Source organism: Arthrobacter sp. zg-Y1171 (genome assembly GCF_025244845.1).
GTDB lineage: Bacteria > Actinomycetota > Actinomycetes > Actinomycetales > Micrococcaceae > Arthrobacter_B.
Genome location: NZ_CP104264.1, coordinates 1,062,238 through 1,081,619, shown reverse-complemented (window position 1 = coordinate 1,081,619; position 19,382 = coordinate 1,062,238). Strand labels below are relative to the sequence as shown.

The 19,382-nt window shown below is 68.9% G+C and carries 16 protein-coding genes; 3 read left to right on the top strand and 13 right to left on the bottom strand.

Features of this window, described 5'->3' with window-relative positions; genetic code table 11:
• Positions 1–57: 57 nt before the first annotated feature.
• The gene (locus tag N2L00_RS05025) at positions 58–735 is read left to right on the top strand and encodes an alpha/beta fold hydrolase (protein WP_255863393.1); all 678 of its coding nucleotides are present in this window, start codon (positions 58–60) and stop codon (positions 733–735) included.
• Positions 736–890: 155 nt separating this feature from the next.
• On the opposite strand, the gene N2L00_RS05020 is transcribed toward N2L00_RS05025, so the two are convergent.
• From N2L00_RS05020 to N2L00_RS04990, 7 genes are all read right to left on the bottom strand, one after another.
• The gene (locus tag N2L00_RS05020) at positions 891–2,699 is read right to left on the bottom strand and encodes a glycoside hydrolase family 2 protein (protein WP_255863568.1); all 1,809 of its coding nucleotides are present in this window, start codon (positions 2,697–2,699) and stop codon (positions 891–893) included.
• A 47-nt stretch (positions 2,700–2,746) separates the two neighbouring features.
• Entirely contained in the window at positions 2,747–3,535 is a 789-nt protein-coding gene (locus N2L00_RS05015; RefSeq protein WP_255767120.1) for a CPBP family intramembrane glutamic endopeptidase, read from the bottom strand.
• 87 nt (positions 3,536–3,622) lie between these two features.
• Positions 3,623–4,846 (bottom strand): imidazolonepropionase, encoded by a 1,224-nt coding sequence (gene hutI, locus N2L00_RS05010; RefSeq protein WP_255863394.1) that lies wholly within the window; start codon positions 4,844–4,846, stop codon positions 3,623–3,625.
• Complete coding sequence (locus tag N2L00_RS05005; protein ID WP_255863395.1) at positions 4,843–6,279, bottom strand: formimidoylglutamate deiminase; 1,437 nt, start codon at positions 6,277–6,279, stop codon at positions 4,843–4,845. Before N2L00_RS05005 ends, hutI begins: the two co-directional genes overlap by 4 nt.
• Positions 6,276–7,481, bottom strand: coding sequence for an allantoate amidohydrolase (locus N2L00_RS05000; RefSeq protein WP_255767117.1), 1,206 nt, complete (start codon positions 7,479–7,481; stop codon positions 6,276–6,278). Before N2L00_RS05000 ends, N2L00_RS05005 begins: the two co-directional genes overlap by 4 nt.
• 21 nt (positions 7,482–7,502) lie before the next feature.
• Complete coding sequence (hutU, locus tag N2L00_RS04995; protein ID WP_255863396.1) at positions 7,503–9,188, bottom strand: urocanate hydratase; 1,686 nt, start codon at positions 9,186–9,188, stop codon at positions 7,503–7,505.
• A gap of 24 nt (positions 9,189–9,212) precedes the next feature.
• Positions 9,213–10,046 (bottom strand): IclR family transcriptional regulator, encoded by an 834-nt coding sequence (locus N2L00_RS04990; protein WP_255863397.1) that lies wholly within the window; start codon positions 10,044–10,046, stop codon positions 9,213–9,215.
• 123 nt (positions 10,047–10,169) lie between these two features.
• On the opposite strand from N2L00_RS04990, the gene hutH reads away from it, so the two are divergent.
• Both hutH and N2L00_RS04980 read left to right on the top strand, forming a co-directional pair.
• The gene (hutH, locus tag N2L00_RS04985) at positions 10,170–11,747 is read left to right on the top strand and encodes a histidine ammonia-lyase (RefSeq protein WP_255863398.1); all 1,578 of its coding nucleotides are present in this window, start codon (positions 10,170–10,172) and stop codon (positions 11,745–11,747) included.
• A gap of 87 nt (positions 11,748–11,834) precedes the next feature.
• Positions 11,835–12,134, top strand: coding sequence for an acylphosphatase (locus N2L00_RS04980; protein ID WP_255767113.1), 300 nt, complete (start codon positions 11,835–11,837; stop codon positions 12,132–12,134).
• A gap of 217 nt (positions 12,135–12,351) precedes the next feature.
• Here the strand turns inward: N2L00_RS04980 and N2L00_RS04975 are convergent, their stop codons facing one another.
• The 6 genes from N2L00_RS04975 to gatA all read right to left on the bottom strand — a co-directional run bounded on the left by N2L00_RS04975 (position 12,352) and on the right by gatA (position 19,382).
• Positions 12,352–13,251: a hypothetical protein gene (locus tag N2L00_RS04975; RefSeq protein WP_255863399.1), complete on the bottom strand. Its 900-nt coding sequence runs from the start codon at positions 13,249–13,251 to the stop codon at positions 12,352–12,354.
• Positions 13,252–13,434: 183 nt separating this feature from the next.
• Positions 13,435–14,559 (bottom strand): FAD-binding oxidoreductase, encoded by a 1,125-nt coding sequence (locus N2L00_RS04970; RefSeq protein WP_255863400.1) that lies wholly within the window; start codon positions 14,557–14,559, stop codon positions 13,435–13,437.
• Positions 14,549–15,289: a protein phosphatase 2C domain-containing protein gene (locus N2L00_RS04965; RefSeq protein ID WP_255863401.1), complete on the bottom strand. Its 741-nt coding sequence runs from the start codon at positions 15,287–15,289 to the stop codon at positions 14,549–14,551. The genes N2L00_RS04970 and N2L00_RS04965 overlap by 11 nt, the downstream gene beginning before the upstream one ends.
• A 61-nt stretch (positions 15,290–15,350) precedes the next feature.
• Entirely contained in the window at positions 15,351–16,250 is a 900-nt protein-coding gene (locus tag N2L00_RS04960) for an aminoglycoside phosphotransferase family protein (protein ID WP_255863402.1), read from the bottom strand.
• 111 nt (positions 16,251–16,361) lie between these two features.
• On the bottom strand, positions 16,362–17,879 hold the full coding sequence (gatB, locus tag N2L00_RS04955) for an Asp-tRNA(Asn)/Glu-tRNA(Gln) amidotransferase subunit GatB (RefSeq protein ID WP_255863403.1): 1,518 nt from the start codon (positions 17,877–17,879) through the stop codon (positions 16,362–16,364).
• On the bottom strand, positions 17,880–19,382 hold the full coding sequence (gene gatA / locus N2L00_RS04950; protein WP_255863404.1) for an Asp-tRNA(Asn)/Glu-tRNA(Gln) amidotransferase subunit GatA: 1,503 nt from the start codon (positions 19,380–19,382) through the stop codon (positions 17,880–17,882).

The following is a 19,382-nucleotide window of genomic DNA, read 5'->3' as shown; positions in this document are numbered from 1 at the left end:
CCGGGCGGACCGTGCAGGGACCCCGCGTACCTGGACGATCTAGCCGGGCTCGACACCGTGCGTTCGTTGGCAATCCTCCACCCGAGGGGAACCCCGGCCACCGGAGGCTTGTCCCAGGGATGGTGGCGTGACGCTGCGGACGTCCTTGCTGTCGCTGATGCACTCGACCTCCACACCTTCGACATCCTCGCGCATTCTGCTGGGACCCGACTGGCTCTCGCCGTGTCGGCGCAGTATCCGGAACGTGTCCGGTCGATGGCTCTGGTGACACCCGCAGCCGCATGGTTGACCGGGGCCGATCACGACGGCCCCGTCATTGCCGCGCGAAGGGCAACACCCTTGGTCGACGCTGCCCTGGCATCAATGGCGGCGGAAGAGCCGGCAAATGAAAGTGAGTTCCAACGCGCCTTAGTACTGGAAGCCCCGGCCGGATACGCCAAGTGGACGGCAGGCACGAAGCACCACTCCACAGTTGGAGCAATGTCTCTAGCGGCGGCCTCAGCCTGGTTCAACAACATCCCCCTGGATGCCGCCCGGAGCATCACCGAATCACTCCGGCCGCCCACCTTGGTTGTAGGCGGCACGCATGACATTCTGTCCGGTGTTGACCCCGTCCGTGCCTACGCCAAAGCTCTTGGTGCTCGTCTCACAGTCCTTGAGGACTGCGGCCACTACCCCTGGATCGAACAGCCGGAAACCTTCCGGCGGGTCCTGGGTGGCTGGGTGGATCGCTGAACCCCCGTTCCCGGCGCCGCTGATTCCCTCCGGGTTGTCCAGATCCCTGCGGTTTGTGGCAATCCCTGCTCCGCGCGGTGCGGGGATCCGGACAATCTGCGGGGATCCGGACAAAGTGCAGGGACTGAGCGGATCCCGAAGGCAAGCAGCACGGGTCAGCCCCCGGCAGCCCGACGAAGCCTCGCATTGAGTCCCCGCACCAGCTCGGCGTCGAGCTTCACCACCCGGCGGTCATAGGTCAACAGCCCGTTGACCTCGTCCTCGACGTCGGTGAGCTGGGTGTAGACCGTGGCGGCAAGCCCCCGGGCCACCGCAGGTTCAATCTGCCGCCGGTGCAGCCGCTCGTAGGCGCGGGCCAGGGCACGCCGGGACCGGAACCGCCGGTAGCCGAACTCCTTGTCGTTGAAGGTGTGCCCGGGGATCCGCAGGCTGTACCCGCCGTATTCGGACAGCACCACTGCACGGCCCCCGGCCAGCCAGCCCTTCCGCAGCCGGAACGGCACAAAGTAGACGTGCACGCTCTTGAGGTCTCCCCCGCCCTGGTCATGCCAGCCGCTGGCATGGTCGATGGTCCGGGTCGGATCGAGGCCCCGCAGCAGGTCGGCGACGGCATTGGCATCGAACTGGCCCCACCCTTCATTGAACGGCACCCACACCACGATCGACGGGCTGTTGCCCAGCAGCTCCACCGTGCCGTGCAGTTCGGCCAGGAACTGTTCCCTGCCCTGCTCGTCGGCACGCCCGAAGGCGGCATAGTCGCCGTCGGCCCGGTGCGCCGCACCCACCGCGGGGGCAGTGACCACGGCGTGCTTGTAGGACGTGCCGCCGTTGACCAGGTCCTGCCAGACGAGGATGCCGAGCCGGTCGGCATGGTAGTACCAGCGCAGCGGCTCGATCTTGATGTGCTTGCGCAGCATGTTGAAGCCCAGGTCCTTCGCCGCACGGATGTCGGAGGCCAGGGCCTCGTCCGACGGCGCGGTGTACAGCCCGTCCGGCCAGTACCCCTGGTCCAGCAGGCCCGCGTGGAAATACGGCCGCCCGTTCAGCAGCAGCCGCAGGTGCCCGGCGTCGTCGGGCCCCGTGCCGACGGTCCGCAGCGCCGTGTAGCTGCGCACGCGGTCCGCTTCCTTCCCAGCGGTGAGCAGCCGCACGGCGACGTCGTACAGGAACGGATCCTCCGGGGTCCAGAGGTGCGGATCCGGAATCGGGATCCGCACCGGGTTTCCGGGAACGACGACGGCGGCCGCCACCTGCTGCCCGCCCGCGGATACGGTGACTTCCGCCTGCAGGTCAGCGCTGTCCGGGGCGGACCGGACGTCGTCGACCAGCACCGTGGCGGTCACCGAGTCCAGGTCCGGCACGAGGACCAGGCGGGAAATGCTCGCCTGCGGCACCGCTTCCAGCCAGACCGTCTGCCAGATCCCGGACTGCGCCGTGTACCAGATGCCGCCGCGGTCCAGGGTCTGCTTGCCGCGGCTGGCGGAACCGGTGTTGCTCAGGTCCCGGACCCGGACCACGATTTCGTGCTCGGCCCCGGGGGAACCGCCGTCCGGACCCGCAGCCAGCGCGTCGGTGATGTCCAGGGAGAACGGCAGGTAGCCGCCGTCATGCCCGCCCTCGGGAATGCCGTTGACCTTGACCCGGCAGCTGGAGTCCACGGCGCCGAAGTGCAGCAGTACCCGCTCCCCCGCAAAGCCCTCCGGCAGGGTCACGGTCCGCCGGTACCAGAGCAGCTGCTGCGGCTGGAGGTGCCGGTTCACGCCGGAGAGCGGCGCCTCTGGTGAGAACGGCACCAGGATGTCCCCGTCCCAGTCCCCGTCCCGTGGCGGCTGCTCCCGGCGGGCGCCGGTGATGGCGTACTGCCAGTAGCCGTTGAGATTGAGGTAGCTGTCGCGGGCCAGCTGGGGTCGGGGGTATTCCGGCAGGACGGATTCGGGGTCCAGGGCTGCACCCCAGCGGGTCATCAGTGTCACCGGGCCATCCTATGTGCCGGCGGAGTCGCGGTGCCCGTCTAGTCGCCGATCCCGATGGCAGAACCGAACAAGGCGAACCCGACAAACCCGGCAATGTCCACCAGCGCATGCGCAATCACCAGCGGCATCACCCGCCGCGTCCTGGTGTAGACGTAGCCGAAGAGCAGGCCCATCAGGAAGTTCCCGATGCCTGGGCCGATCCCCTGGTAGAGGTGGTAGCTGGCCCGGATCAGGGCGCTGGTGAGGATGATCGCCGGCGTCCCCCAGCCCAGTTGCCGCAGCCGCAGGAACAGATAGCCCACCACAATGACTTCCTCGAGCACGGCATGCCGCATGGCAGAGAGGATCAGCACCGGCAGCGTCCACCAGTAGGTGTCCAGGGCTGCCGGAACAATGGCGGTGGTGATGCCCAGTGCCCGTCCGGCGGCGTAAACGCCAAGCGTCCCGATACCGATGACCGCTGCCAGAGCCACCCCCAACGCAAAGTCGCGAAGCGGCCGGGCAAACGTGAACCCGATCCGGCGGAACGCGGATTTCCCGGGTTCGGTCAGCAGGAACAGGACCAGCGCCACGGGCAGCAGGGAGAAGAAGATCCCCAGCAGCTGGTACACCAGGTCGAAGTACGGCCGATCATCAAGGACGGGATTCAAGGTGGTGGTCTGGTCGCCCAACGGTGCCTGGGTGGCTTTCTCAATGAGTTCGACGACGGCATAGACCCCGGACCTGCCGAGCGAAAGCCCCAGCACAATCAGGATTTCGAACACCAGCATCCGGCGGGCTCGCGGATCCAGGGATTCGGCGGGGGCGGAGGGGAAGGCAGCGCGCATGGACACCATTGTGCCGGACACATCGGCATGCAGGAGGCGGGCTTACCGACTCTCGTATCGAACCTGGACCATGCCCCGCGGCCCCGCTCAGCGGCGCACCGGCACCCCGGCTCGAAACACCATGCCGGTCAGCGGCATGCCGGGCCGATACGCCAGATGGGCAGCTGAGGGCGCGTTGAGCAGCTGCAGGTCGGCACGGTGTCCGACGGCGAGCGAGCCGACAGCCCGGGCACCGTCCCGGTCGGACCCGGTGTGCACCCGCAGTGCCAGGGCGCCGCCGTAAGTGGCGGCCCGGACGGCTTCCTGCACGGTCAGTCCCATCTGGAGCACGGCGGTGGCCACGCAGAAAGCCATGGAGCTGGTGAAGGACGTTCCCGGGTTGCAGTTGGAAGCCAATGCCACCTGCACCCCGGCGTCCAACAGTTTCCGTGCCGGAGCCAGGGGTGCCCGGGTGGACAGGTCGCAGGCGGGCAGGCACGTTGCGACGGTTCCGGGAACGCCGGTACCCGGGTCCCACCCGGACCATGTGTCCGCGAGCGCGGCGACGTCGTCGTCGGGCAGGTGGTTCACGTGGTCGACGCTGGCCGCCCCGAACTCCGCGGCGAGCCGCACCCCGGCCCCCGGGCCGAGCTGGTTGCCGTGTACCCGCAGCCCCAGGCCCGCATCCCGGGCCGCCTGCAGCACCCGGCGGGACTGCTCCTCGGTGAAGGCTCCCTTTTCGCAGAAGACGTCCGCCCACTGGACGTACGGGCGCACCGCAGCGAGCATGTCGGTGCAGACCAGCTCCGTGTACTCGTCGGCGTCGGCTCCGTCCGGGACGAGGTGCGCGCCCAGGAACGTGACGGCGTCCGCCACCGTGGAGGCGATCCGGGCATGCCGGCGTTCCTCCTCCACGCTCAGCCCGTAGCCGGTCTTGGTTTCCAGGTACGTGGTGCCGCCCGCCGCGGCTTCGGCGGCACGGGCCAGGAGCATCCGGGTCAGGTCATAGTCCGACGCCGCCCGGGTGGCTTCCGTAGTGACGGCGATCCCGCCTGCTGCGTAGGCCTGCCCCGCCATCCGTGCCTCGAACTCCGCGCTGCGGTCCCCGGCAAATACCAGATGGGTGTGCGAGTCCACCCAGCCGGGCAGTCCGGCCCGTCCGCCGGCGTCGATGACCTCGTCTGCCGCCGGTGCGTTCCCCGCCGGGCCGATCCAGCTGATCCGTTCCCCCTCGAACACCACGGCCGCGTCCCGCAGCACGGGGGTATCCGCGGTGTCATCCTGGGTTGAGAGTTCGCCGATGTTCGTGATCAGTGTTGAAGCGGAGCTCATGGGCGCCGGGTTCCTTCCAAGCGGGTTTTGTCCATCGGAGCGGCCGCAGAGTCGACGGCGGCGATGGCCTCCCGCAACAGGGTGGCCGGGTTTCCCAGCGAAGTGTGTGAACCGTTCCGGGCGCGCAGCCGGCCGCCGACGACGACGGCGGTCACGTCCGCAGCCGTGGCGGAGAAGGCCAGCTGGTCGGGCCGTGACCCGGTGGTACGCAGGCTGTGCGGGTCCACGGCCATGAGGTCGCAGGCCTTCCCCGGTTCCAGCCCGGGGGCTGTGCGTGCCTGAGCGGCGGTGCCGGCGTCGGACGCGGCGGCGTGCAGTTCCGCCGGGGTAAACGCCCCGCGCCTTCCGGTCCGCATCCGTTCTCCGTATTCCAGCGCCCGCATTTCCAGCCACGGATCGACGACGGCGTGCTGGTCGCTGCCCAGCGCCAGGGCTGCCCCGGCGTTCCGCAGTGCTCCCGCCGGGCCGAGTCCGTCAGCGAGGTCCGCTTCCGTGGTGGGGCAGAACACCGCAGTGGCTCCGGCTTGTCCCAGCAGGGCGATGTCGGCGTCCGTCAGGTGTGTGGCGTGGACGGCCGAGAGCCGCGGGCCGAGCAGCCCGTGCCGGTGCAGCAGCCCGGTGGGGGTCAGCCCGGTGGCAGCGAGGCAGTCGGCGTTTTCCTGCGGCTGTTCGGACAGGTGGATGTGCAGCGGAATCCCGGCCGGGAGCCGCTCCGCGATGCGGGCCAGCGCAGCTTCCGGTACGGCGCGGATCGAGTGCAGGGCGGCCCCGACACTCACCTGCTCCGGATCGAACCGCTCCCCGACCGCCGCCTGCAGCGACGCGAACCGCTCCAGCCAGGCATCGGCGTCGGCGTCCCCGAAGCGCTGCTGCCGGGCGTCCAGCGGCGTCCCGGACCCGCCGGGCCCGAAACCGCCGGAAAGATAGCAGGTGTCCAGCAGGGTCAGCCGGATGCCGGCGGCAACTGCGGCCCGGGCCAGGGCCAGCTCCATTGCGTGCCCGGGATAGGCGGACCCGTCCGGGACATGGTGCACATAGTGGAATTCGGCCACGCTGGTGTATCCCGAGACCACCATCTCCGCGAACACCGCCGTCGCCAGCTGCTCGTAGAGTTCCGGCGTGAGGGTGCCCGCGGCCGAGTACATCTGCTCCCGCCAGCTCCAGAAGTCCCCGTCGGTGTGGGTGCGGCCACGCAGCACCCGGTGGAAGGCATGCGAGTGGGCGTTGGCGGCTGCCGGATAGACGACGCCGGACAGCACCAGGTCCCCGGGCCCGGCATCCGTACCCGGTACCGCTGCCGTGACTTCGCCGGCGGAGTCGACCGTCAGCCGGATGCCTGCCCGGATACTGCCCTCGTACCACCCTGCCTCACACCAGACGGCAGCACCCCCGGTCGGAGGACCCTCGACCAAAGCGCCTGCCGCGCCGCTCACAGCAGCGCCTCCAGCGCGTCGGCAAGCGCCACGGCTCCGGCGTCGGCGTCGTCGGCCTCCACGTGTTCCTCCGGGGAGTGCGAGATCCCGGTGGGGTTGCGGACAAACAGCATTCCGGAAGGCACATGTCCGGCGAGGATGCCGGCGTCGTGCCCCGCCCCCGTGGCCAGCACCGGCGCTCCGGGAAGAGCCAGTTCCAGGCTGCGGCCCAGTGCGGCGTCGAAGCTGACTGCGCCGGTCCAGGATTCCGGTGTCAGGGAGACGGTGCAGCCTTCGAACGCGGCGATTTTCTGCGCCTTGCCGTGGATGCTTTCCACGAGGGCCAGCGCGGTGGCGTCGTCGGGGTGCCGGGCATCGAGCCAGAGGTCCACCCGGGAGGCGATGACATTGGTGCCGCCGGGCACCGGCGCGATCCGGCCCACCGTGGCCCGGGCGCCGTCGACGGCTTCGGCTGCCTTCTGCACGGCGAGGATGATTTGGGCGGCGGCAACCATGGGATCGGCGCGGTCCGCCATGGCCGTGGTGCCGGCATGGTTCCCCTGCCCGGAAACGCTGATCCGCCAGCGGCCGTGGCCCAGCACGGATCCGCCTACGGCCACCGCCGGTCCGTCCTCGCCGAGCCCGCGGCCCTGCTCCACATGCAGTTCCACGAAGTCCCCGATCCGGGCCAGCGCCTCGTCGTCGCGTCCCAGCCGTGCGGGGTCGAGTCCGTTGGCCCGGGCGGCGTCCGCAAAGGTGGTGCCGTCCGCATCGCGCAGGTTCCGGGCCTTGTCAGCATCGATTTCGCCGGTCAGCAGCCGCGAACCCAGGCAGGCCACGCCGAAGCGGGACCCTTCCTCTTCCGGGAAGACGGTGATGGCGAGGGAGCGGTTGCGGCTGATTCCCCGCTCACGCAGCAGGTCCACGGCGGCGAGCGCGGAGGCCACCCCCAGCGGCCCGTCGAAAGCTCCGCCGCCCGGCACGGAGTCCAGGTGGCTGCCGGTCACGAGTGCCCCGCGTTCGGGTTGCCCCCACCAGGCCCAGAGGATGCCGTTGCGGTCCGTTTCCACGTCCAGTCCGCGGCTTCGGGCTTCCGCCTGGAACCACTCGCGCAGCGTCAGCTCCGGCGTGGAGAACACCGGGCGCGAGTAGCCGCCGCGCCGGGAATCCCGTCCGACGTCGGCAATGGAAGCGAGCAGGCCGGTAACAGTGTCAGTGTCCATGGTTTTCTCCAGGCGGGGTGCTTATTCGTTCATGGGGATGCGTACTCCGCGTTCGGCGGCGACGTCCGCGGCCCGGGAGTAGCCGGCGTCCGCGTGCCGCATCACGCCGGTGCCCGGATCATTGGTCAGAAGGGTTTCCAGTTTACGGGCGGCCAGCTCGGTTCCGTCCGCCACGCCCACCTGGCCGGCGTGGATGGACCGGCCGATGCCCACGCCGCCGCCGTGGTGCAGGGACACCCAGGTGGCTCCGGAAGCGGTGTTCAGCAGGGCGTTGAGCAGCGGCCAGTCCGCAATGGCATCCGACCCGTCCGCCATGGCCTCGGTCTCCCGGTAGGGAGAGGCCACCGACCCCGAATCCAGGTGGTCCCGGCCGATCACGATGGGCGCGCTCACCTTGCCCTCGGCCACGAGCCGGTTGAACAGGAGCCCGGCCTTGGCACGGTCGCCGTAGCCCAGCCAGCAGATGCGCGCGGGCAGGCCTTCAAATTCCACATGTTCGGCCGCGGCGTCGATCCAGCGGTGCAGGCGGAAGTTCTCGGGGAACAGCTCCTTGATGGCTGCATCGGTCACCGCGATGTCCTGCGGATCGCCGGAGAGCGCCACCCAGCGGAAGGGCCCCATTCCCTCGCAGAAAAGCGGACGGATGTACGCGGGGACAAAGCCGGGGAAGTCGAAGGCCCGCGCATAGCCGCCCTGGCGTGCCTCGTCCCGGATGGAATTGCCGTAGTCGAAGACTTCGGCACCCGCGTCCTGGAACCCGACCATGGCGGCAACCTGCCGGGCCATGGACTCGCGGGCCTGCTTGGTGAAGCCTTCCGGGTCCGCGGCGGCTTCGGCCTGCCAGCGGTCCACGGGGATGCCGGCGGGCAGATAGCTCAGCGGGTCGTGGGCGGAGGTCTGGTCGGTGACAATGTCGATGGTGACCTCCCCGGCCAGCTGCCGGCGCAGCAGTTCCTCGAACACTTCCGCGGCGTTGCCCACCAGCCCCACGGACAGGGCACGTCTTTCGTTCCGTGCAGCCATGACGCGGGCGACGGCGGCGTCCAGGTCCGGTGCCACCTCGTCCAGGTAGCGCTTCCCGACGCGTCGGCGCAGGCGGGCCTCGTCGACGTCGACAATCAGGACCGCTCCGCCGTTCAGCGTGACAGCCAGCGGCTGCGCGCCGCCCATTCCGCCGCAGCCGCCGGTCAGGGTCAGGGTGCCGGCCAGGGTGGCGTTTTCGTCGCCGAAGAGCTTCCGGGCCACGGCTCCGAAGGTTTCAAAAGTGCCCTGCAGGATGCCCTGGGTGCCGATGTAGATCCACGAACCGGCCGTCATCTGGCCGTACATCAGCAGGCCCTCCGCTTCCAGCCGGCGGAACTCGGGCCAGGTGGCCCAGTCCCCCACCAGGTTGGAGTTGGCGATCAGGACACGCGGCGCCCATTCGTGGGTGCGGAAAACCCCCACCGGTTTGCCCGACTGCACCAGCAGTGTTTCATCGTCGGCCAGCGTGGAGAGGGTCCGGATGATGGCGTCGTAGGCCTCCCAGCTGCGGGCGGCCCGTCCGGTGCCGCCGTAGACCACCAGGTCCTCGGGCCGTTCGGCTACTTCCGGGTCCAGGTTGTTCATCAGCATCCGCAGCGGCGCCTCGGTCTGCCAGCTGTGCGCGGTGAGGGTGGTGCCGCGGGGCGCCCGGATGCGGCGGGACGGGTCAGAGGTGGAAGACATAGCCAGACCGTAGCCCCGGGCGGTTCAGGGGTCATCCACCCCGCTGCGGACGTCTGGGATTCCAGACACATTGGGAGCAGGCTGCGGCCGGGCGCCGAGCCGGCGGGAAAGCTCTGCGGCGCACCGCAGCAGATCGGGCAGGACCTGGCCTGCCAGCGCCTGGATGCCCGGTGCCGGGGCCAGGTTGGGCGCGGTCAGGGTCAGGCCGGCGACCGCGTGCCCGGAGCGGTCCGGTACGGGCACGGCAATGGAAGAGAATCCCTCGGTGACTTCATTCTCTTCCCAGGCATAGCCGCGCCGTCGGACCTCTTCAAGCAGGCCCGGCAGGCCGGCGCCGCTGCTGCGGGAGGACCGTACCGTCCCCGGATCCGGATAGAGCGCCCGCAGCTGGGCACCGGTCATCCCGGCCAGCAGGACCCGGCCGCTGGCAGTCCGGTGTGCCGGAAGCCGGATGCCGGCGTCGGTTACCAGCGGCTGCTGGCGCGGAGCCCGTTCCTCGATCACGTAAATCACGTCCGTTCCCTGCAGCACTGCCAGATGCGCGGTGAAGCGGGTCTGCGCCACCAGCCGGCGCAGCGGGAACCGGGCAATCCGCTGCAGCGGAGCCTGCCGGGCATAGCCGGTGCCCATTTCGTGTGCCGTAGCACCGAGGGCATACCGGCGTTCTTCCGGCAGGTGCACGGCAAAACCATCGCTTACCAGCGCCGCGAGCAGGTGGTAGGTGGTGGAGCGCGGCAAGGAAAGGTCCCGCGCGACCGCGGACGCACTGACCGGACCGGCCTGCTGGCCCAGATAGCGCAGGATGGCCAGGACCTGGGCTGCGGCCGGGACCTGGACACGGGTATAGGCGGCTGGCATGTCCAGAGTCTAGGCCAGTGTCTGGGATCCCAGAAGCGGAATCTGTCCGGGTCCCTCTCCGCACCGGGTTGAAAGGGCAAGATGGATAGCAACCGGGGCCCTCCAAGCGCAGAAGGAACAAGCATGCAGCTACGCAACAACAACGTGGACGCCGCCGTCGAGCTGGGGGTTGGTCCGCTCTCCGGCGAGGATATCCTCGCCGTCGCCCGGCACGGGGTGCGGGTGGCGCTGGCTCCCGAGGCCCTGGCTGCCATGGCCTCCTCGCGCGGGGTCATCGAGGCCCTGGCCGCAGACGACAAGCCGCACTACGGCGTCTCCACCGGATTCGGTGCCCTGGCGGTCAAGCAGATCCCGCCGGAGCAGCGCATCCAGCTGCAGCGCTCGCTGATCCGCAGCCACGCGGCGTCGTCGGGCACCGAAGTGGACCGGGAAGTGGTGCGTGCCCTGATGCTCAACCGCCTGGCCACGCTGGCCACGGGCCGGACCGGAGTGCGTCCCGCCGTCGCGCTGGCCTACGCGGGGATACTCAACGCGGGCATCACCCCTGTGGTCGGCGAGTACGGCTCCCTGGGCTGCTCTGGAGACCTCGCTCCCCTCTCCCACTGTGCCCTGGCGCTGATGGGTGAAGGGGAAGTGCGCGACGCCGGCGGGCAGCTGGTGCCCGCCTCGGCAGCGCTCGCCGCGGCCGGGTTGGAACCGGTGGAGCTGCAGGAGAAGGAGGGACTGGCGCTCATTAACGGCACGGACGGGATGCTGGGGATGCTGACCCTGGCCATTGCGGACCTGCACCGGCTGCTGGCCACGGCGGATCTCGCCGCGGCCATGAGCGTGGAAGGCCTGCTCGGCAGCGACAGTGTGTTTGCCGCCGACCTCCAGGCACTGCGGCCCCAGGCCGGGCAAAGCGAGTCGGCGGAGAACATCCGCTCGGTCCTGTCCGGATCGGCGTTGATCGAGGAGCAGAAGACGGGCGGATTCACCCGGGTGCAGGATGCCTACTCGCTGCGCTGCGCGCCCCAGGTTCATGGCGCCGCCCGCTCCACGCTGCTGCATGCCGAAGCCGTGGCCGCAGCCGAGCGGGCCTCGGCCATCGACAACCCGGTGGTGACGCTGGACGGACGGTTGGAGTCCAACGGCAACTTCCACGGTGCGCCGGTGGCCTATGTGCTGGATTTCCTGGCCATCGCCGTCGCGGACGTTGCCTCCATGAGCGAGCGGCGCACCGACCGGTTCCTGGACCGGTCCCGCAGCCACGGCCTCAATGCCTTCCTCGCCCACGACCCCGGTGTGGACTCCGGGCACATGATCGCGCAGTACACGCAGGCCGGAATTGTCTCGGAGCTCAAGCGCCTGGCGGTGCCGGCATCGGTGGATTCCATCCCGTCCTCCGCCATGCAGGAGGACCATGTCTCGATGGGCTGGGCGGCGGGGCTGAAGCTGCGCCGGGCGCTGGACGGACTGACCCGGGTACTGGCCATTGAGCTGTTGACCTCGGCGCGGGGGCTGGACATGCGCGACGGCGGCACGGCCACTTCCCGCAGCGCTCCCGCAGTGACGGCGGCACGGGCCGTGATTCGGACTGTTGTCCCCGGGCCCGGTCCGGACCGGTACCTCGCCCCGGAAATCGAGGCTCTCAGGGTGCTCGTCGACGGCGGCTCCCTGCTGGCAGCGGTGGAGGCAGAGCTGGGAACCCGCCTGCACTGATTTTCGCTTCGAAGAACCTCCGGCCGTCGCGGCGCTCCCGTGCGGTCACCCCGCGCGACGCATTGGAGATGCAGCTACGCTGTCCAGATGAACGAGCAAGAGCATCCGGAAGGAACCGCCCGCCGGCTGACGGCCCGGATTACCGGGGAGGTCCAGGGCGTCGGATTCCGGTACCGCACCCTTCGGCAGGCCGTGCAGCTGGGCCTGACCGGCGTGGTCTCCAACGCGGCGGACGGATCCGTCCACGTGGTGGCCGAGGGCAGGGAACCGGCCTTGGACGGACTTCGGGAATTCCTGCGCGGCCCGAAGGCTCCGGGCGTGGTGGTCGGCGTGGAGGAATCCTTTTCCCCGGCCACCGGAGAATTCCGCGAGTTCAGCGCCGAATAGCACCGGGCCGGCAAGACCTGCGGGTTAAAAGGGAAAACGCCGGCAGACTTGGGGCTGGTTGGGGGAAACAACCCTAGTCTGCCGGCGTCCGGACCGGTCACTACTCGGTCCATTCATCACTCGCACCCTTATGAGGTACTAACGACGATAAACGGCCCGTCTGGGTAGGTGCTGAAGACAACCTGACAACTACCTGAGTATGCGGCGCCGCGGACGGTCAGGCGGCGATGAGCTGACGCGGGCCCGGACCTGCGGGACGGGTTGCACCGGCTGAGAGACCGCAGGACGGGGCACCGGCCTGGCGGGGAAGAATTTCCTGCTGGGCCGTGCGGATCCCGGGCATGCTCACTTCCGGAGCCGCGGCTCGTTCAGGCTTCTTGGTTCCGGCAGACCCGCTGCTGGAGGCCTTCTCCCCACCGGAACCTTTCCCGGCCGAACCCGGCTTCTTGCCGCCGGTGTTCTTTTTCGGAGCAGTGGAGGCCTGGCTGGCGGTGCCGCGCGAGCCGTTGTTGTTGGCGGGGCGGGACTTGGCGGCCTGTGCCTTCTTGGGCTGGGCAGGCTGCTTCGGAGCAGCCTTCTTCTTACTGGCGGACTTGTTTACGGCCGACTTGTTTACGACCGACTTGTTCACTGCGGACGTGCTGCCAGTCGACTTTCCGGGAGCAACCATCGCAGCGGCGGCGGCCGCGGACTTCTCGGCGGCCACGGCAGAGGTCATTGCAGCCGTCCGTGCCGTCAGCGCTGCGGCCACATCCAGGGCATCCACCGACTGGGGCATCCGCACGGAGACGCCGGGGCGGCCATACGGCGCGGCCGGACGGAGAGCGGCCATGATTTCTTCGGTCGCTGACCGGGTGGTGTCCACGAACACGGCGGCGGCGTTGTCATCGGGGGCGGCCTCAACCCGCTGGCGTGCCGCACGGGAGAGGACGCGGTAAAGCGCCGTAATGACAACCAGCAGGGCCGCACCCGTGCCGTAAAGAAGAATCAGGGAAAAGGCGAGCGATGTGGTCCCGCCGGAAAAGAAACCAATGCCGATAACGGCAGAAATCAGCCACAGCGTACTGAGAATTTCCAGGATGGAACGAACCCGGATGTAAAGCGGACGCTGCTGCACGCCAACAAATTTTGGCGGCAAGAAATCTGGCACTGAGACTGACCTTTCGGGCACCGAAGTTTTAATGCATTCGGGTTTTTGGGAACGCGCTTGTTAGTACAACTCTAGGCATGTCTCGGGAGCCTAATGACCATACGCGCGCACCTTGGCTGATTCGTTACGCGCCGATTGGTGAGACTTTCGTCACACTTGCACTCGAGCGGGGCTAAGGGCGTTCCGGGCCTCTTTTCCCCCGGCCTCGCCAAGCAGGATCCCTGCTGCCAGCTCTGCGACGGCGGACGAGGTCTGGAACCCGTATCCGCCTTGTCCCGCCAGCCAGAAGAACCCCGGCACGGCTGGATCCCAGCCGACCACGGGCACCCCGTCGGGTGCCTCCGTCCGCAGTCCGGTCCAGGCTCGGGCAACCCCGGTGATACCCATGGTTGTGACGCTGTTCACCACTTTCACGAGCGCCTGCACATCCGCGTTCCGTGGCCGGGCATCCTCCGCCACGCTTGGCTCACTCTCCGACGGCGAGATCAGTACCTGCCTGCCCTCCGGCCTGTAGTAGAACCGGTCAGAGGCGTCAGCCACCATCGGTGCGCCGGCTTCCAGCGGTCGCTCAACGTCGACGACGGCGGCGGTGCGGCGGTAGGGCGTGAGCCGCAGGGACTGCGCCCCAAAGACACCGGCGAGGGTGTCTGCCCAGGCGCCGGCCGCGTTGACCACCGTTGAAGCCTGGAAACGCATGCCCGGAGCAGACACTTTCCACAGCGTCCCCTCCCCTGCCTGCCGGGCAGCTTCGACCCGCTGCCCGGTGATAATCCGGCCCCCCGCTGCCAGCAGCCGTGCCCGATGGAATTCCAGCAGGGCGTCCGTGTTGCAGGACACCGAGGTGGTGTCCAATCCGGCAGCACTGAAAGTCTCCGGCCGCAGCTCCGGAGCCAGTCCCAGGGCTTCAGCCGGCATGACCGGATGCATGTGGGCGCTTGCCCTGTCCCGCACCGCCTCCTCATCCCCGATCAGCAGGAAGCTCCGGGGCGCCAGGATCGGTTCGGGCAGATCTGCTTCCGCTGCCCGAATCAATGCCAGGGTACGCAGGGTCAGGTCCTGGATAACGGGCGGACCGTAGCTGGGGATCAGCTGCCGGGCCGAGCGGGAAGACGTGTGGTAGCCCAAGGTCGGTTCAGCTTCCACCAGGACAACCCCGCCGGCCCTCCCCCGGGTTTCCGGGGATGCCGCCAGCCGCGAGGCTAGTTCGGCGGCCAGGGACAGGCCGGCGATCCCTCCGCCGATCACCAGGACGTCGCAGGAAATGTCAGCCGTCATGGGAGGTCCTTTCCAAGGTCAGGATGGTGGCGTCGTCAGCGCTTTCCCCCAGCCCCGACTGCAGCGTGCGCAGGGCCAACAGCATCTCCTGCGCGGGGACGGCGGAGCCTGCCGCCGCCAGGAAGCCGCCCGGCCCGTCGACAATGCCCAGGTCCACTGCCCGCCAGGCACCGTCGGAGGCGAGCACCACCCGCCGTGCCGGGCCGAGCCGGACTGTGCGGGCCTGGTAAGCGGCTTCGGCTTCCCGCCGGGCGACCCATAGCCGGCCCGGGGTATTGCGCAGTTCCCGGTCCAGTACCCGCATCTCGCGTTCGCGCGCCGGGTCCGCCGAATGTTCCGTGCCGATCCGGATATCGGCGGGTTCATGGGTGACGTGCACCAACGAACCGTCTTCCAGTTCCACCACCGCGTGGCAGTCCGCCAGTGCCAGGATCTCCACGCCGTCCCCGGTCAGCTGGGCCAGGCACAGGGCCGCAGACGGGAAACGGATCCGCTCCTCGCCGGCCAGGGTACGGGCCAGCTGGTCCATCCGGGTCAGGGCATCGGCCAGCACCTGCGGCGCAGGCGCAACCCCAACGGCAACCGCGGCATCAGTCAGTAACAGGTCAAGGTTCCGGGCATACCAGGCCGGGTCAGAGGGGCCGGGCAGCCCGAGCTGAGGCAAGAGGGAGCTGGCGCCGTCGATTACCCAAGCCGTGGAACCTGCGTAGCCGCAGGTGTCCTCCTGCACGTGCCCGTCGCCTTCAGTGGAAATCCGGACAGAATGCTTCCAGCTGCCTGCCGCCACCGGGTTAGAACCTCTCCCGGTCGCCGGTGAGGATCTCCATCAGGGTTTCCGAGCCCACCAGGTACAGCCCCGGGGCATCGTCGGAGTTCGCCAGCAGGATGGTGGCCATGCAGATCGCCCAGCCGCGCGCCCGCTCCCACACGTACGGGTCGCCGTCGTACTGGTCGCCCAGGCTGCGGCGGAAGGTGTCCCGGCCCTCGGCGTCGAACACCAGCCAGGCGGCAGCTAGGTCCGTGGCCGGATCACCCGCGGTGAGATCGCCGAAATCGATGACCGCCTGCAGGGTGTTGTCCTTGGCCACCAGGTTCGCCGGGTGCAGGTCGCCGTGCAGCCACAGCGGGGGCCCGGTCCAGGCCGGGATGTCCTGTGCCTGGTCCCAGAGTTCCTGCACCCTGGCGGCGTGGGGAACCATGCCGCTGTTCAACCTGCCCTGCACTGCTTCGTCCCGACCGGCCAACGGTCCGCCCCGGAACGGATTGCGGGGATAGCCCGCCGGTGCCGGCCGGTGAAAGGCGTTCAGGAAGGCGGCCAGCGGCTCGGCCAGGGCAACGTTGCGGTCCCGCGGCGATAAGGACACGTCCTGGCCGTCAAACCAGGCGGTGATGCTCCACGGCCAGGGATAGAGCTCGCACGGGGTCCCGCGGAACAGCGGGGCTGAGGTTGATACGGGCACGTCGGCGGTCAGCTGCGGGAGCCAGCGCTGCTCGTTGGCCGTGAGTCCGGCGGCGGACTGCCGGCGGGGCAGCCGGATCGCATACTCCGTGCCCAGCCGGTAAATGTAGTTGTCCCAGCCGCTGGCGGCCTGCGTCAGGGAATGCCCGCCCAGGTCCGGGTGCTGCTCCCGCACCAATTGCCGCACCAGCGCAGGGTCGGCGGAGATTTCGGCAGCGGGAAGGTTGGCCATTTCGTCAGCGTACCCGCCGGGTGTGCAGCGGGCCACACACAGCGGGCCACACACAGCAGGACCCCGACAGGCACAATGCCTGCCGGGGTCCCCCCACGATCTCTCGGTGCGTTAGCCCTGCACGCCGAGGCGTTCCAGGATCAGCTCGCGGACGCGGCCGGCGTCGGCCTGGCCGCGGGTGGCCTTCATAACCCCGCCCACGATGGCGCCGACGGCCTGGACCTTGCCGCCGCGGATCTTGTCCGCGACGTCCGGCTGGGCCGCCAGGGCGGCGTCGATCGCTTCAAGCAGGGGGCCGTCGTCGGACACCACGGCCAGGCCGCGCTTCTCGATGACTTCCTCCGGGGCGCCTTCGCCGGCGAGGACACCGTCGAGCACCTGGCGTGCCAGCTTGTCGTTGATCTTGCCGGTCTGCACCAGGCGGTCCAGTTCCACGATCAGCTCGGGCGTGACGCCGACGTCCACCGGATCCACTTCGGCTTCCTTGGCGCGGCGGGCAACCTCACCCATCCACCACTTGCGGGCCACCTGCGCGGACGCACCGGCGGCAATGGTTTCCTCGATGGCTTCCATGACTCCGGCGTTGACGACGTCGCGGAACTCGGCGTCGGAGTAGCCCCAGTCTTCCTTGAGCCGCTTGCGGCGCTCGGCCGGCGGCTCGGGCAGGCGGGAGCGCAGCTCTTCGATCCATTCCGTGGTGGTGACCACGGGAACCAGGTCCGGTTCCGGGAAGTACCGGTAGTCATCGGCGTCGGACTTGGGCCGGCCGGAGGTGGTGGACCGGGTGTCCTCGTGCCAGTGCCGGGTCTCCTGGACAATCGTGTTGCCGGAGTCCAGGACGGCGGCGTGGCGCTGGATTTCGAACCGGACGGCGCGTTCGACGGCGCGCAGCGAGTTCACGTTCTTCGTTTCCGAACGCGTGCCGAACTTTTCCTGGCCGTAGGGGCGCAGCGAAACGTTGGCGTCGCAGCGGACGTTTCCGCGCTCCATCTTCGCGTCGGAGACACCCAGGTTCTTCACGATTTCCCGGATGGCCGCCACGTAGGCCTTCGCCAGCTCGGGGGCACGCGAGCCGGCACCCTCGATCGGCTTGGTGACAATCTCGACCAGCGGCACGCCGGCGCGGTTGTAGTCCACCAGGGAGAAGTCTGCGCCCTGGATGCGGCCGGTGGCTCCGCCCATGTGGGTCAGCTTGCCGGCGTCCTCTTCCATGTGCGCGCGTTCGATCTCGACGCGGAACACGGTGCCGTCTTCAAGCTCAATGTCCAGGTAGCCGTCGTACGCGATGGGGTCTTCGTACTGGGAGGTCTGGAAGTTCTTGGGCGTGTCCGGGTAGAAGTACTGCTTCCGGGCAAAGGTGCAGGATTCGGCGATCTTGCAGTTCAGCGCAAGGCCGATGAGGATCGAGTACTCCACGGCCTTCTTGTTCACCACCGGCAGCACGCCGGGCATGCCCAGGTCGACCGGGGTGACGGCCGTGTTGGGCTCGTCGCCGAAGATGTTCGGGGCGTCGGAGAACATCTTGGTTTTGGTGTTCAGCTCCACGTGGACCTCGAACCCCAGCACTGGGTCGTACTTCTCCATGGCCTCTTCGAAGGACAGGGTTTCATCCTGGATATGGACGGACATTTACTTCACTCCTCCGAGTACGGGTGCCGAGGCCAGCAGCGGGCCGCCCCACTTCTGCTCGAGCAGGCCCTCCAGGGCTGCGCCGGCACGGTAGAGGCGGATGTCTTCGCGGGCCGGGGCCAGGAACTGGATGCCGACGGGCAGGCCGTCGGACAGGCCGCCGGGGATGGAAATGCCCGGGACGCCGGCCATGTTGGCCGGGATGGTGGCGACGTCGTTCAGGTACATGGCCAGCGGATCGTCCAGCTTTTCGCCGAGCTTGAACGCCGTGTTGGGCGAGGTCGGGGAAATGAGCACGTCGGCCTGGGCGAACGCGGCGTTGAAGTCGCGCTGGATCAGGGTGCGCACCTTCTGGGCCGAGCCGTAATAGGCGTCGTAGTAGCCGGCGGACAGGGCGTAGGTGCCCAGGATGATGCGGCGCTTGACCTCGTCGCCGAAGCCGGCGGCGCGGGTGGCACTCATGACGCGTTCGATGGTCAGCGGCGGCTCGGCGGGCAGCTCGCGCATGCCGTACCGGACGCCGTCGTACTTGGCCAGGTTCGAGGAGGCCTCGGACGGCATGATCAGGTAGTAGGCGCCGAGTGCGTACTTGAAGTTGGGGCAGGACACCTCAACGATTTCCGCACCCGCATCCCGCAGCATGTCCAGGGACTCGGTGAAGCGGGCCTGGACGCCGGCTTCGTAGCCTTCGCCCTGCAGTTCCTTGATGACGCCGATCCGCATGCCGGCGACGCTGCCGTTGCGGGCGGCGTCGGCCAGTGAACCCACGGGGTCCGTCAGGGAGGTGGAATCGCGGGGATCGTGGCCGCCGATGAGTTCCTGCAGCAGCGCGGCGTCCAGCACGGTGCGGGAGACCGGGCCGATCTGGTCCAGCGAGGAAGCCATGGCGATTGCGCCGTAGCGGGAAACGCCGCCGTAGGTGGGCTTCACGCCCACGGAGCCGGTGACGGCGGCCGGCTGGCGGATGGAGCCGCCGGTGTCGGTGCCCAGTGCCAGCGGTGCTTCGAAAGCGGCGACGGCGGCAGCGGACCCGCCGCCGGAGCCGCCGGGGATGCGGTCCAGGTCCCACGGGTTGCGGGTGGGGCCGTAGGCGGAGTGTTCCGTGGAGGAGCCCATGGCGAACTCGTCCAGGTTCGTCTTGCCGAGCATCGGCATGCGCGCGGCACGGATCTTCGAGATCACCGTGGCGTCGTAGGGGCTCATCCAGCCCTCGAGCATCTTGGAGCCTGCCGTGGTGGGCTGGCCCTTGGTGACGATCAGGTCCTTGATGGCGATGGGGACGCCGGCCAGTTCGTGCAGTTCCTCGCCGGCGGCGCGGGCCTTGTCGACGTCGGCGGCAACCTGCAGCGCCTCATCGGTGTTGACGTGCAGGAAGGCGTTGATGGCGCCGTCCACCTCCGCGATGCGGTCCAGGTGGGCCTGTGTGACCTCGACGGCGGACACTTCGCCGGAAGCCAGCTTGGCGGCCAGCTGTGCGGCGCTTGATGTAATCAGTTCACTCAT